The 14,858-nt window shown below is 56.7% G+C and carries 9 protein-coding genes and 2 pseudogenes; 9 read left to right on the forward strand and 2 right to left on the reverse strand.

Annotated features, from left to right (window positions below):
* The first annotated feature begins 699 nt into the window (after positions 1-699).
* From MUN79_RS19280 to rplT, 8 genes and pseudogenes are all read left to right on the forward strand, one after another.
* Positions 700-3,447: a DNA gyrase/topoisomerase IV subunit A gene (locus MUN79_RS19280; RefSeq protein ID WP_375378261.1), complete on the forward strand. Its 2,748-nt coding sequence runs from the start codon at positions 700-702 to the stop codon at positions 3,445-3,447.
* Positions 3,448-3,557: 110 nt separating this feature from the next.
* Entirely contained in the window at positions 3,558-4,409 is an 852-nt protein-coding gene (locus MUN79_RS19285) for a tetratricopeptide repeat protein (protein WP_244674232.1), read from the forward strand.
* Between the two features lie 62 nt (positions 4,410-4,471).
* Complete coding sequence (locus MUN79_RS19290) at positions 4,472-5,596, forward strand: tetratricopeptide repeat protein (protein WP_244674233.1); 1,125 nt, start codon at positions 4,472-4,474, stop codon at positions 5,594-5,596.
* A 695-nt stretch (positions 5,597-6,291) separates the two neighbouring features.
* On the forward strand, positions 6,292-7,230 hold the full coding sequence (locus MUN79_RS19295; RefSeq protein ID WP_244674234.1) for a T9SS type A sorting domain-containing protein: 939 nt from the start codon (positions 6,292-6,294) through the stop codon (positions 7,228-7,230).
* A gap of 445 nt (positions 7,231-7,675) precedes the next feature.
* Positions 7,676-9,615, forward strand: a pseudogene (gene thrS, locus MUN79_RS19300) (threonine--tRNA ligase).
* 347 nt (positions 9,616-9,962) lie between these two features.
* A pseudogene (gene infC / locus MUN79_RS19305) lies at positions 9,963-10,508 on the forward strand (translation initiation factor IF-3); the annotation flags it as partial.
* 141 nt (positions 10,509-10,649) lie between these two features.
* Entirely contained in the window at positions 10,650-10,844 is a 195-nt protein-coding gene (rpmI, locus tag MUN79_RS19310; protein ID WP_100336010.1) for a 50S ribosomal protein L35, read from the forward strand.
* 151 nt (positions 10,845-10,995) lie between these two features.
* Positions 10,996-11,340: a 50S ribosomal protein L20 gene (rplT, locus tag MUN79_RS19315; protein WP_100336011.1), complete on the forward strand. Its 345-nt coding sequence runs from the start codon at positions 10,996-10,998 to the stop codon at positions 11,338-11,340.
* Positions 11,341-11,441: 101 nt separating this feature from the next.
* Here the strand turns inward: rplT and MUN79_RS19320 are convergent, their stop codons facing one another.
* Positions 11,442-11,840, reverse strand: coding sequence for a GNAT family N-acetyltransferase (locus MUN79_RS19320; RefSeq protein WP_375378262.1), 399 nt, complete (start codon positions 11,838-11,840; stop codon positions 11,442-11,444).
* A gap of 726 nt (positions 11,841-12,566) precedes the next feature.
* On the opposite strand from MUN79_RS19320, the gene MUN79_RS19325 reads away from it, so the two are divergent.
* Positions 12,567-13,028, forward strand: coding sequence for an ASCH domain-containing protein (locus MUN79_RS19325; protein WP_244674236.1), 462 nt, complete (start codon positions 12,567-12,569; stop codon positions 13,026-13,028).
* A gap of 41 nt (positions 13,029-13,069) precedes the next feature.
* On the opposite strand, the gene MUN79_RS19330 is transcribed toward MUN79_RS19325, so the two are convergent.
* Positions 13,070-14,605: a lipase maturation factor family protein gene (locus MUN79_RS19330; RefSeq protein ID WP_244674237.1), complete on the reverse strand. Its 1,536-nt coding sequence runs from the start codon at positions 14,603-14,605 to the stop codon at positions 13,070-13,072.
* Positions 14,606-14,858: the final 253 nt, after the last annotated feature.

Raw genomic sequence — 14,858 nt, forward strand, 5'->3', positions numbered from 1 at the left:
GTGACAACCAGCGGGCATAGGAACTCAAGGTTCTGAAATTTCTGGACATGTCGGGTCTTTTCAGGCTCCTGAAGAAAGCGCCGGCCGGGAGAAGTTTAGCAGTATACGGGGAGCGGTAAGGCAGCGGGACTAACTTGATTAGTATTGTTGTGCTTGTGAAAACCCCTGCGGAGCAAATAAAAAGTAGATTAGTCTGGTTGAAACTTGCTTCTGGACTTGCTCGTGGCTAATATAATTAGGAACTTTATGCCCAGGCTCTGCATTAGAAATATTGCGTTCTGCGCAGCTAGCGGTACTTTTGGTATCCTGGGGTTCTTGGCTAGCTGCTCGGGATGCTTCTGTTTTCTTTGTAGCTTTTACCCTGGCTCCATGAGTTAATTCTCCTGTTTTTTGCCCGCACCTTTTAGGAGGCCGGGTTTGTTAAGTGAAAAGCCTTCCGGTTTCCAAGGCCGGGAGAGAGGTACAAGAACATTAATCGTGGCAAACGCCACACCCTACCGTGTCAGAAGAGAAGAACCCCAAGACCCCAATTCCGAAGAGCAGCCCAACCTGTTTGGGGCCGGCGACTCCTTTGAGTTTGGGTCCGCCACGCCCCAGGATGAGCCGGCTGCCCCCGGCGGCGAGGAAGCCCCCGAGTTTGTAGTCAGTGAAACCGGCGAGCTGCTGCTGGCCGAGTCGTCGCAGGACGTGGAGGCGATTATCGAGCCCACGCCCGTAACGGAGGAAACCGAGGAGGAGCCCAAGTTTGCCCCCGGTGAAACCATTCACGACGTGGCTACCGTGGCCGGCATGTACCAGAACTGGTTTCTGGACTACGCCTCCTACGTGATTCTGGAGCGGGCCGTGCCCGCCATTGAGGATGGCCTCAAGCCCGTGCAGCGCCGCATTCTGCACGCCATGAAGGAAATGGACGACGGCCGCTTCAACAAAGTCGCCAACGTCATCGGCCAGACCATGCAGTACCATCCCCACGGCGATGCCAGTATTGGGGATGCCATGGTCAACCTGGGCCAGAAGGACCTGCTGATTGAAACCCAGGGCAACTGGGGCGACATCCGCACCGGCGACGGCGCGGCCGCCCCGCGTTACATCGAAGCCCGCCTCTCGAAGTTTGCCCTCGACGTCGTCTTTAACCCCGACATCACCGAGTGGCAGATGAGCTACGACGGCCGCAAGCGCGAGCCCACCACGCTGCCGGTGAAGTTTCCCTTGCTGCTGGCCCAGGGCGTGGAAGGCATTGCTGTGGGCCTGAGCACCAAGATTATGCCCCACAACTTCCGCGAGTTGTGCAAGGCCAGCATCGACGTGCTGCGGGGCCGGGAAATCCAGCTATTTCCGGACTTCCCGACCGGCGGCCTCTGCGACGTAACCAACTACAACGGCGGTTTGCGCGGGGCCAAAATTCGCCTGCGCGCCACCATCGAGAAGGTCGACAAGACCATGCTCGTTATTCGCGACATTCCCTACGGCACCACCACCACGGCGCTGATGGAAAGCATCGTGAAGGCCTCAGAGGCCAATAAAATCAAGATCAAGAAGGTGGTCGATAACACGGCCGCCGAGGTGGAAATCCAGGTACACCTGCCCACGGGCGTGTCGCCGGACCTTACCATGGACGCCCTGTACGCCTTCACCGACTGCGAAATCTCCATCTCGCCCAACACCTGCGTGATTATCGAGGAGAAGCCGCGGTTTGTGGGCGTGGAAGACATGTTGCGCCTGAGCACCCAGAAAACGGTGCGCCTGCTGGAGCGGGAGCTGGAAATTCGGCAGGACGAGCTCCAGGAAAAGTGGCATTCGGCTTCGCTGGAGAAGATTTTCATCGAAAACCGCATCTACCGCAAAATCGAGGAGTGCGAAACCTGGCAGGACATTCTTGATACCATCGAGAAGGGCCTCAGCAAGTTTGTGCGCGTGCAAGGCTCTAAGGCCAAGGCCGACGACCAGCGCATCGTGCTGCGCCGCCCCATCACGGAGGATGACCTGACCCGCCTGACCGAAATCCGCATCAAGCGTATCTCGAAATTTGACGGCTTTAAGGCCGATGAGTACATCCAGAAGCTGGAAACCGAGCTGGCCGAAGTAGCCGACAACCTGGCCAACCTCACCCGCTACGCCATTGCCTACTTCGACGGTCTGCTCAAGAAGTACGGCGTTGGCCGGGAGCGGAAAACCCAGCTGCGCACCTTCGACGTGGTAACGGCCCAAAAAGTAGCCGTGGCCAACCAGAAGCTCTACGTCAACCGGCAGGATGGCTTCGTGGGCTACGGCCTCAAGAAGGACGAATTTGTATGCGACTGCTCCGACCTGGACGATATCATTGCCATCAAGCGCGACGGTACGTTCATGGTCGTCAAGATTGCCGAGAAAACCTTCGTGGGCAAGGACATCCTGCACGTGGGCGTCTACAACAAGAACGACGACCGGCTGGTCTACAACATGATTTACCTGGACGGCGCCTCGGGCATCAGCTTCGCCAAGCGCTTCCTGGTCACGGGCATCACCCGCGACAAAACCTACGACCTGACCAAAGCCACCAAAGGCTCGAAGACGCTGTATCTGACGGCTAACCCCAACTCGGAGTCGGAAATCGTCAGCATTCAGCTCTCCGACAAGGCCCCGGCCCGCGTCAAGCAGTTCGACTTTGACTTTGCCGAGCTGGCCATCAAGGGCAAGGGCTCGATGGGCAACATCGTGACCAAGCAGCCCATCAAGAAAATCACCCAGAAAAGCCTCGGCGACTCCACCCTGGGCGGCCGGGAGGTCTTCTTCGACAGCGTGGTGGGCCGCCTCAATACCGCCGGCCACGGCCGCTACCTGGGCACCTTCGACACCGACAACACGGTGCTGGTCGTCTACAAGGACGGTTCCTACGAGCTGAAGTCGCCTGATCCGGCCCACCACTTCGACGTGCCCAACATCGTGCTGCTGCGCAAGCTGGAGCCCGACACTGTGCTCAGCGCCGTGTATGCCGAGGGCGAAACCAAGACGCACTACATCAAGCGCTTCAAGATTGAAACCAGCACGCTGGAGAAGCGCTTCGTCTTCATTTCCGAAACCAAAGGCTCCAAGCTGCTCTGCGCCACTTGCTTTGGCGAGCCCCAGGTGGAAATCAAGCTGCAGCGCGACAAAAAGGCCGACAAGGAAACCGAGAAGCTCCACCTCCACGAGTTTATCGACGTGAAAGGCTGGAAGGCCATGGGCAACAAGCTCAACTACTTCAAGATTCACACCGTGGCCTTGCTCACCGACGAAGGCCCCGAGCCCGAGCGCCGGCAGGTCGCCAAGAAGAAAGGTCCGGCTACGATTCCGCGTCCGGCTTCCGGAGCAGGGGAGGAGAGCGGCCCGCTGCCCGAAATGTCGGGGCCGGTTGACGTCACCCATGAGGACGTGGAACGGGCTCAGGCCATTCTGCGGCGGCCCAAAGCCCAACTCGGCTTATTTTAAATAAAAAGCGCCCTGGTTGAGAAGCTGGGGCCTTTTTTGTGTTCTTGCAAAACCAGACCAAATTCGGCAGCCCTATGCCCGGGCTGCCGTTGCTCGTTTCCTCTTTTTCAATGCCCGCTCACCCGGTTTGCTGTGCTACCAAGTCGTTGCTGATCCTGCTCCTGGCGGCCGGAATGGTGCTCTCGAGCGGGAGCAGGGCTTATAGTCAGCCTAGCGCTACTGATATCAGTCGGCTGCTGGCCGAGGGCAAGGAGTTGCAGAAGCAGTACAAGGAGTCGGAAGCCCTGGCTAAGTACGAGCAGGTGCTCAAGCAGGCGCCCGGCAACTACGAGGCGCTTTGGCAGGCGGCCGTGCTGAGCGTGCACATCGGCAACCGCTACACCGATGAAACCCGGAAAGCCGCCTATTTTTCCGCGGCCCGGCTGTATTCTACCCGCTCGCTGGTGGTGAAGCCGGAAGGAGCGGAGTCTAACTACGCCGAGGCCCTGGCTTTAGTCAACCAGGCTACACTGCTCAGTGCCCGCGGCCGGCTGGTGGCTTATAAGGAAATGAAGCCCTACGTATTCAAAGCTGTGGAACAAGCGCCCAAGTGGGCCGATGCCTGGCAGCTGCTGGGCCGCTGGCACTACCGCGTCGACCACTACAACCCGTTGGAGCGCGCCTACAGTCAGTTTTTTCTGGGCGGTATGCCCGGCAGCGCCAGCACGCCCCAGGCTATTGAGGCCCTGGTAAAAGCCCACGAGCTGGAGCCCAAGAAGATTCAGTTCTGCTACGATCTGGCCCGCGTGCATCTCAACCGCGGGCAGCGCACCCGGGCCAGCAACGTGCTGCAGGAGGCCGCCCAGATTGTGCCCGTTACTAGTGAAGAGCTGGAAATAAGTCGCCGCTGCCGGGCTATGCTCATCCAGCTCAACCGCAAAATGCTCAAGCAGCTCCACCAAAAGGTCAAAAAGACGCTGTAGCCGCCGGCCACAAGCCGCTACCGAGTATCTTTGCCCCAGTGCCGTATTTTTCCTTGCCTGCCGTGCGTTTCCTTCGTCTCTTTCTGGGAGTAGCTTCCAGCGCGATGCTGCTGAGCGCCTGCGAAAGTGCCCCGGCTAGCCGTTCTGAAACCATGGTGAACCTGGCTACCGTCCAAAGTGGCCCCCAGGTTCAGGCTCAGGAGCTGGAAGGAGCCATTGCCCGCCAGCCCCGCAAGGCTTCGCTCTATGCCCGCCGGGCTGCTTTCCGGCTTGATGCAGGTCAGGTAACGGCCGCGCTGGAGGATATCAATCGGGCCATTGACCTCGACGACGACGACGGCGAGTTCTATTTTACCAAAGCCCGGGCCCTGCGCGCCCAGAATCGCCTGACCGCAACCCTGGCCGCCGCCCAGGAAGCTTCCCGCCGCGGCTTTTCCTCACCCGAGCTCAATCTGCTCGTGGGCGAAACCCAGCTGGCTTCCCGCCATTACCAGGACGCCATCGACCAGCTTGACCGTACCCTGCAGCAGGAACCCGACCACGCTGGGGCCCTGTTTTACAAAGGCGTGGCTTACCTGGCCCTGACCGATACCGTGCAGGCTCTGCAGTATCTGCGCGCCAGCACTGCCCGTGACCCGCGCCAGCCCGAAACCCTGCACCAGTTGGCTTTCTTGTCGAATGCCTACCGCCTTCCTACAGAGGCTGTGGTGTATACCCGGCGCGGACTGAAGCTGGCCCCTACGTATGGTTTGTTGTGGTACGACCACGGCCGGCAGTTTGAGCTGCAAAACCAGCCCGACAGCGCCCTGCGCTGCTACGCCCGTGCCATTCAGCTCGATACCACGCTCTACCGCGCCGACTACCGCCTAGCCCTTGCTGCCTTCAAGCTGCGCCGCTATGCCACGGCCATTCCTCACCTGCAACGAGCCGTGCGCCGGGCACCCCGCCTGCCCGACGCTCGGCAGATGCTGGCTGAAAGCTTTGAAAGCGTGGGCCGCACCGCCGACGCCCTGGCGCAATACCGACAGTTGGTAGTAGAAAACCCCGGCAACCGTCACTGGACCTTTAAAGTCTGGAAAGCTGGTGAAAAAGCCCGACAGCTCCGCGCTGATTCCCTTTACCGCCGCCGGCCCGTCGAGCCGATTGCGCCCCTAGTTCAGCGCTTCAAGCCGACCATAACGGAGTAAACCGGCTGCATAGCCTCATTCTACTTTTCTGCTTCAATGCTCTGCGCCTAATGGGGCAATGAGTGGCTTAGCAGGCCGCCTACTGGCCTTAGGTGAGCAGTAATCCTCGCCCGACAGGGCCTCCGCAAATCGCACTAAACTTTGCGCTCTACGGTGCCCTGTGAAAAGGCGTAAAGGGCAACTTCTTTTGCTTTTAGTCAACGCCACAGTTTACAGGCAAGTGCCTACCACTGCGGCGCTGTCTGGCCGCCATGGCAACGGTATTCACCTGAATCAGTTTTTAAGTCCGCCGAGGCATATTAACCCAGTCTGTCACATATGGTGGTCTTTTGTCCTTGTTCAACCCCCTGGTGAGCCTGTATTCTTGCGCTGTATTCACCTTTATTCTAATCAGCCATGAAACAGATTTTTACGCATTGCCTTGCCTCATTCCTGCTAGGGTTGGGCCTGGTACAACCCGCAGTAGGGCAGGTAACAAATGGCAACTTTGAAAGCCGGAATAATCCGCCCCAAGGAGTCAACAATGTTCAGGGGCAAGTTACTCCCGATACAATGATCTGCCCTCCTGGCAGGGCCTGGCACCACAGGGCGCCCCGGATTATCTGGCAACTCCTGCGGCAGTTCCCCAGGTAGACCCACTTGGTACCCCTTTCTATGGACCTTTTTCAACCCATAGTGGAAATGGATGCGTTGCTTTGGTCCGTGAGCCTTATTCCTACAGCTATGATGAGTTTATTACGCAGCCCGTCACCCTTCAGGAAGGTCATACCTACCAGGCGAGTTTCTACGCGCTTCGTCGTCCTGGCGGACAATATGCCGAAAAGCTCGCCCTATACGTTTCTCAAGGATCCACGCAGTCTTACCAAGCCCTTGCCCCTTCGTATCAATACCAGCTTACCTCGGCGCCGTATGCCACCATCGTGTCAACCCCGATTGCGGACCATCTAAACTGGACTCTAGTATCGGGTACATTTGTGGCCAAGGCCAATTCGAGCATTACTATCGGCTTTGCCCGGGAGTTCGCAAGCCTGGATCCTTCTCTATACTCCGTAGGGAATGGGGATTACTTTGCCGTTGATGATGTACAACTCACCGATCTGGGCTGTTTGAGCACTGCTCCCGCTACGCCTGGCTCGATTAGCGGCTATTTAGACCCCCACATTGGGCGTATTCGCGTGTCCGTTGCTGCGGTTCCAGGTGCTACATCCTACAACTGGTATCTGGATGGTTACCAGGTCGACGACTCGTTTGCCAATGGTAACGTACATAGCAGAAGCTTGGATATTCTTATTCCGCAGGATGGAAGTTGTCACCCGGATTATACGGTAAGTGTTGAAGCCGTCAATGGCTGCGCTATTTCGGCGCAACGATCAAAGTATTATCCGGCGGGTACTGGTGGATGCTCGGCTCGGACTGCGGCCGTCGTGTACCCGAACCCAGCTGCTGATCAATTGAACCTGCCCACAGAAGCCGAACAAGTAACGCTGCTCGATAACCAAGGGCACGCTATGACCCTGAAGCCGCGTTCAAGGTCGGGTAGTTTGGATATTCGTACGTTGCCCGCGGGACTCTATCAGCTGCGCTATGTTCTGCAGGGTAAAGCACAAAGTCAGCGCATACAGATCAAACGATAATACTCCGTAACAGAAGCATAAAGCCCCGGCCAAATAAATGGTCGGGGCTTTTTTGTGGCCCTGGTAGTGGTGCCCGGTTGTGCCTGCAACGCACAACCACCAGCTGGTAAACAGCGGAAGTTGTCCCTAGAATGAGGAACCGCTTTAGGACCTCACGCAGGTAGAAATTAGGCGCAGCCATATGTTCGGATAGATAGGGTCTTATCTTTACCCCGAAACCAGCTCCGCCATTGTCGCCAGCAGGAGACTTTTATGCGGAGGCTACTGGCAATCAGCCACAAGGCCGGAGAAAGGGAAGTTGAGCATCTTTTGTGAATAAGAAAGAACTCAAGTGCCCTTGAAATCCGGCTTTAGGCGCTGCTGTATGAAGTCGCCCCGTGTAAGTAATTTCAAGCTGCTAACTTGCGGGCTAACGCTGTTTGTATAGCTACTTTATTTTCCACTCATGATTGACATCACGCTTCCCGACGGCTCGGTCCGCCAGTTTGAGGCCGGCGCAACGGGCTACGATGTGGCCGCCAGCATCAGCGAAGGGCTGGCCCGCAACGCCTTGGCCATCCGCCTAAACGGGGAGGTTCGCGACCTGAACCGCCCCATCGACCACAGTGCCAAGCTCGAAATCCTGACCTGGAACGACACCGACGGCAAGTCCACGTTCTGGCACTCCTCGGCTCACTTGCTGGCCGAAGCCCTCGAGGCACTGTATCCCGGCGTAAAGCTCGGTATCGGCCCCAGCATCGAAAACGGCTTCTACTACGACATCGACCTGGGTGAAGGCCGCACGATTTCGACGGATAACTTCCCCGAAATCGAGAAGAAGATGCTCGAGCTGGCCAAGAACAAAAGCCGCTACGAGCGTCGCGAGGTGAGCAAGGCCGACGCCATTGCCTACTTCACCGAGAAGAACGACCCCTACAAGCTCGACTTGCTGGAGCGCCTCGAAGATGGCAGCATCACCTTCTACCAGCAGGGTGACTTCACCGACCTCTGCCGCGGCCCCCACATTCCCGACACCTCGCCCATCAAGGCTGTGAAGCTGCTCAACGTGGCCGGTGCCTACTGGCGCGGCGACGAGAAGAACAAGCAGCTTACCCGCATCTACGGCATCACCTTCCCCAAAGCCAAGGAGCTCACCGAGTACCTCGAGAAGCTGGAGGAAGCCAAGCGCCGGGACCACCGCAAGCTGGGCAAGGAGCTGGAGCTATTTGCCTTCTCCGAGAAAGTTGGTGCCGGCCTGCCGCTGTGGCTGCCCAAAGGCACTGCCCTGCGCGAGCGGCTCGAGCAGTTCATGCGCAAGGCCCAGATCAAGTCGGGTTACCTGCCCGTGGTGACGCCCCACATCGGCTCGAAGGAGCTCTACGTGACCAGTGGCCACTACGAGAAGTATGGTGCCGACTCATTCCAGCCCATCAAGACGCCCAACCCCGGCGAGGAGTTCTTCCTCAAGCCGATGAACTGCCCCCACCACTGCGAGATTTACAAGACCAAGCCCCGCTCGTACCGCGACCTGCCGATTCGCCTGGCCGAGTTTGGCACGGTGTATCGCTACGAGCAAAGCGGTGAGCTGCACGGTCTCACGCGGGTGCGCGGCTTTACCCAGGACGATGCCCACATCTTCTGCCGGCCGGATCAAGTAAAGGAAGAGTTTATCAAGGTTATCGACCTGGTGCTCTACGTGTTCCGTTCGCTGGGCTTCGAAGACTATACGGCGCAGATTTCCCTGCGCGACCCCGAGAACAAGGCTAAGTACATCGGCACCGACGAGAACTGGCACCTGGCCGAAACCGCCATTCAGGAAGCCGCCGCCGAGAAAGGTCTGCCTACGGTAACCGAGCTGGGCGAAGCTGCCTTCTACGGTCCCAAGCTCGACTTTATGGTGCGCGACGCCCTGGGCCGCAAGTGGCAGCTCGGCACCATTCAGGTGGATTACAACCTGCCTGAGCGGTTCGAGCTGGAGTACGTAGCCCCGACAACTCCCGGCAGCGCCCCGTGATGCTGCACCGCGCGCCATTTGGCTCGCTGGAGCGTTTCGTGGCCGTACTTATCGAGCACTGTGCCGGCAACTTCCCCCTGTGGCTCTCGCCCGAGCAGTTTGCCGTCCTGCCGATTTCGGAGAAGTACCAGGACTACGCCCAGCAGGTATACGACAAGCTGGTACAGGCTGATCTGCGTGGCTCCCTGGACGCCCGCGACGAGAAAATTGGCCGCAAAATCCGGGATGCCGAAATCTCCAAGGTGCCCTACATGCTGATTGTAGGGGAGAAGGAGCAGGAAAACGGTATCGTCTCGGTGCGTAAGCACGGCGAAGGCGACATCGGCAGCGTGCCCCTGGATTCCTTTATTCGCAGCTTCCAGGAGCAGGTAGCCGAAATGACTGCCGTGTAAGGTGCCAACACTTTGCTACTCCAGCAAGGCCTAGAATACCTTATTTAAGTAAGGCAGTCTGAGCCTCTGGCTAAATAAAGCCCGGTCTTCTTTCATGATGACCGGGCTTTTTTATAGTGGCTGTACCAGCCTACTGGTTAACGCATCAGCCCTGGGTCATACCAGCCGGTAATCTCTTCTTCAGCCTGTTTCGCTTACATTCATTCAGTAAATTATATAGCCATTTTTGAGGGTTTGGAAAAAAAGCCGGATATTCGCCCGCTGATTGAACCCACCAAGCTCAGGCATTGTATGGTTCAACCAGCTCAAAAGTTAATTAGCTCACCTTTCAGAAGGAGGACCAACTCATAGCAACCCCCAATCGCCGCTACATCCCCCGCGCTCAGGTCGAGGAGCCGTTCAAAATCAACCAGAAGATTACGGCTCGGGAAGTACGCCTGGTCGGCGAAAACGTCGAGCAAGGCATTTATTCAATTGAGCAGGCCCGTCGGATGGCCCAGGAGCAAAACCTCGACCTGGTCGAGATTTCGCCCACGGCTGTTCCCCCGGTGTGTCGCGTTATTGACTACTCGAAATTTAAGTACGAGCAGAAGAAGCGCACCCGCGAAATGAAGGCCAAGGCTACGAAAGTAGTTTTGAAGGAAATTCGTTTCGGACCCAACACCGACGACCACGACTTCGCATTCAAGCTCAAGCACGCCCAGGAATTCCTGAAGGAAGGCGCCAAAATCAAGGCGTACGTTCACTTCGTGGGTCGTTCCATTGTGTTTAAAGAGCGTGGCGAAATCCTGCTGCTCAAGTTTGCTCAGGCTTTGGAAGAACTCGCCAAAGTAGAGCAGCTGCCTAAGCTCGAAGGCAAGCGCATGTTCCTGTACCTGGCTCCCAAAGTAGCGCCCACGGTTGCAAAGCCCAAGCCTGCTGCTCCGGCCGCGAAAGACGGAGCTCCTGCTCCCAAAGAAGCGCCCCAGCCCAAGGAAGCTCAGGAATAGGCTCTGGCCTCAATCCGCTTTTTCTTTTTCTCAATTCATACCACAATGCCGAAAGTAAAGACGAAATCCGGTGCTAAGAAGCGTTTCACGCTCACCGGCTCGGGCAAGGTGAAGCGGAAGCACGCCTTCAAAAGCCACATCCTGACCAAGAAGTCGACCAAGCAGAAGCGTAATCTGACGCACGTGACCCTGGTTAGCTCCGCGGACATGAACCGCGTGAAGGACATGCTGGTTATTTGATTTGTTTTTAGTTACTCGTTTTTGGATATGACCCTTTAACCGGGTGGTAGCCAGAAACAAAAGCTTAAAACCAATCACCCCATTTTCAACCCGGCGTCCGGTCTCGAAGACTTCACTTGTATAGTCACCGGCCGCCAAAAAAGAGTAGGTTATGCCAAGAAGTGTAAACCACGTGGCCTCGCGCCACCGCCGTAAGAAAGTAATGCGTCTGGCGAAAGGCTATTTCGGCCGTCGCAAGAACGTATGGACCGTAGCCAAGAACGCCGTTGAGAAAGGTCTTCTCTACGCGTACCGTGACCGGAAAACCAAGAAGCGCGAGTTCCGCGCCCTCTGGATTCAGCGTATCAACGCTGGCGCCCGCGAGCATGGTCTGTCGTATTCGCAGTTGATGGGTGGCCTGAAGAAGGCTGGCATCGAGTTGAACCGCAAGGTTCTGGCCGACCTCGCCCTCAACCACCCCGCTGCTTTCAAAGGCATTGTGGACAAGATTAAATAAGTACCCAGTCTGGCTCGCCAGATAAAGCACTTAGCAAAAGCCCTCAACCAGCAATGGTTGAGGGCTTTTTGTTTGCTTCAAAGAATGTCGGAGTTAAACACTTACTGCGGGCGGGCCAGTACGATGATGGGCTTATCCTTATAAATTGTTTCGGCAACGGCATGGTAGCCGTGCTTGGCCGCCACTCGTAGCGAAGGCGTGTTAGCTGGGTCAATGATGCATACAGTGCGGCAACAGGTGAAGTGCTCCTGCCCCCAGGCAAGAGCGGCGGCCACGGCTTCGGTAGCATAGCCTCGACCGTGCATGGCCGGATCGAGCACCCAACCTATTTCCGGCTCTCCTTTGAGGGAAGGCTCCATGTTCCGGCGCCAATCAGCGAAGCCTACTGACCCAATGTAGCTGCCGGTAGCTACTTCCTCCACGGCCCAATAGCCAAAGCCTAGCAGCGACCAGTGCCCATTATTCCGAAGCACCTTGGTCCAGACATCTTCTTCGGGCAGGGCCTGGCCCCAAGGAAGGCATAAAAGTCAGGCTTTTGAAAAATGGCGGTAAAGGCAGTAAGATCTGCGAAGCGGTGTTCCCGCAACAACAAACGGGGAGTGGAAAGTTGCGGAATAGGGGCCGCTAAAGGATAGGAGCTAATCATGGAAACGAAAGGAATTTAAGTTGGATAAAGAAAGCAGCAACTACTGAAATAACTAGCTTTCGGCGCGAAGTCATTCTTTCTGACCTCTAAATCAGCAGCGAAAAACAAGAGGTATATTTAAACACGAAAAACTTATATAATTATAAATTGCACTTAATTTATTAAAGCTTTAAATAATACAATTATGTGCTATAAAGTATTGATATGTTGGTTCTTGAAAGATATATTTGTTTATAATCTGACCCGCAAACAAACTTATTATGTACAAAACTCTACTTCTTATTTTCTGGCTTTTGGCGGGCGTACTATTGCCTGTCTCGTCGGCCACTGCATCTTCTGCTTCGGTGGAGGCTTTGCCTCTTTTCAAGCGTGCTCCCAAGGACAAGACTCATTCGGGTCGCTACATTCACCGGCCCAACTATAAGCGTTATAAAGGCCCTGGTAACCCCAACCGCGGCTTGCTGGCAGTTTTTAGCTAAGTCACCCGGATAGTTGAGCAAGGCTCGTAGCGTGTCGCTACGGGCCTTTTTTATTTGTCCGCCCCGGGTGCAGTATCTTCCTCCCTATTAGTCTCATGTCCATGTGCACCTCCATTGCCCGAACAATCTCCTTCAACGCGGTTATGCTGGAAGCCTTGCGTGCCAACCGAAAAACCGTTACGCGCCGCCGCTTAGCATCCGGCTTACCTCTGAACCATGCGCCCGACAACTATCAGTTCCTGGCTATGGAAAACTCAGTAGCTCAGTTTCAGCTCTGTGGGCCAACTGCCTCCGGGGGCATAGAGCTGGTCATGTGCCCTCACGGCCAGCCCGGCGACTTGCTGCACGTGCTGGAAGCGCCCGAGATAGTGCTTAAAATTAGTGCCGTCCGGGCCGAGCGGCTGCAAAGCATTACCGAAGCCGAAGCACTGGCCGAAGGCTTTGCTGCTATACGAAGCGGCACTGCTCGTCAAGCCTTTCGTACTTTGATTGATGCTATTTATCCTTCTGCCTGGTCCCGTAATGAATGGGTATGGGTACTGGAGTTTGAGCGGGTGCAGTAGGGGCTTGGTACTAAATAGCTTTACGTTAGCCTACAATTTGGTTAATGAGTCCAGCCTGCACTGCGCAGGAAATTTAGCAGGCGGGGGTCCTGGGCCGACAATGGCGGTAGCCAAAGGTCAACTCGCTCCCGGGTCCACCATAGCCCTTGCGCGTTGCTGGGAGGGGCAAACCGGTACCGGTAGCGCACTGCCCGCACGTAGCGCGGGGGCTGAGTGGGAAACGGGTTACCAGCGAACAAACTGAGTGCATTCGGGTCGTTGCGCAGCAGCTTAGCCACCAGATGAAGCGTCCAGGGATATTGCTCAGGCGAAGCCATTGCAGCAAACCACATCTGCCAGTCTAGCCGCAGCTGATAAGGTGCTATCTGGGGCGGCTGCTGATCTAGGGCCACGGGCAGGCCTTTGTAGGGATAAGGCTGCCAGTGGGCGCTGTCGGTGGGATTCTCATCCAGGGTGCCTTCGAATACTACATTCAGCCGTTCCTTTCCCACCGTGCCGAAGGCCCCATAGGTATTGACCAAGTTTAGCGGGTCGAAAGAAGTGTTCATAATCTGCCCGGGCGACACCATATTCAGCGCCGGCTGAATGCTGAGTAGGGTAATAACGGCGGTAACCACCCAGGCGGTGGTGCGCATAGGATGAGACTCTTCGGCCACCGCGGCGGCAGCCTGCGCCCGTCGCACCAGGGCCTGGGGCAGCAATCGGGCCCAGAAGCCGTCATCGAAGCAAGCCAGCGCTGGGACTATCGTCAGCCAGTTCAGAAAGGAGAGGTTGCCGCTAATGATAATGCTGAACTGAAACACTACCATCACCACACCGGCCAGGTGCCGGGCCAGGCGGGGCCCGAAGGCAAATAGGGGCGCCGCCAGTTCGGCCAACCAGTTGAACCATACGCCTGCTTGTAGCATCGGGCGCGGCAAAAAGTGAAACCACCGGCTTAGCGGGCCGGGAATCGGCTGGGTTTCGAAGTGGTAGTACAACGCCGTGCTGTTGCGCCATACCTCGTCGCCCCGTACTTTAATCAGGCCGGCTCCTAGCATTACGCGCACCACCAGCCAGCGAAACAGCACAAGAATGGGCAGGGGCGGGGCGTAGCGCGGAAACGGGCGCCAGTCGAGCAACGGACACAGAAAGATGGCCAGGAACCCGGTTTCGGTAAGCTGTATCTCCCAACCGTAGCCGTACCATTCCTGACCCACGTTCACAAAAGACAGATATAGCGCCCAGAGCACCGCCATGAGCAGCCCGTTGGCAAAGCCAGCTACCACGAGGCAGGACAGCCCAAACCCCACCCAGGCCGCCCCGAGCAGCACCGCGTCGGAGTGCCCAAACCAGAATACAGACGGCAGCCGCCGAAAGCCGCTCCCTGTCCCGCCTAGCACCTGGCTTACCTGCTGCAGGTAACTATCCACCGGCAACAGCCCGTCTTCTCCCAGCAGGGGCCGAATCTGGTTGATAGCCACCAGAAATGCCACGGCATAAAGCAGGCCCAGCAGGCGCAGAATGACAAAGCGGGTTAGCCAGTAGGAAACCGGAGCGTTTGGCTCCGAAGTTAGAGGGTGTGTTTCGCTAGCCATAAAATTATGCCCTAGTAGATAAAGCAGTCGTCTGGCTGCAGTCCGGCCAAGGAATGGCCAGAGCAGCCGGGGCAAGGAGCAGGCTAGTCACGCTTTTCTTACTTTTTGCTACCACCTGCAACTTGGCCCTACATACTCCGGAGGGCAACCTTGGTTACGGCAGATGTGTCCAGTATCTGATTATTAAGTAATTAATTAATAGATGGTTGAGCTGAGTTATTCGCCATGCGCTGGTATGCCGACGAGCTTGCGC

The organism is Hymenobacter cellulosilyticus (assembly GCF_022919215.1).
Taxonomy (GTDB): domain Bacteria; phylum Bacteroidota; class Bacteroidia; order Cytophagales; family Hymenobacteraceae; genus Hymenobacter; species Hymenobacter cellulosilyticus.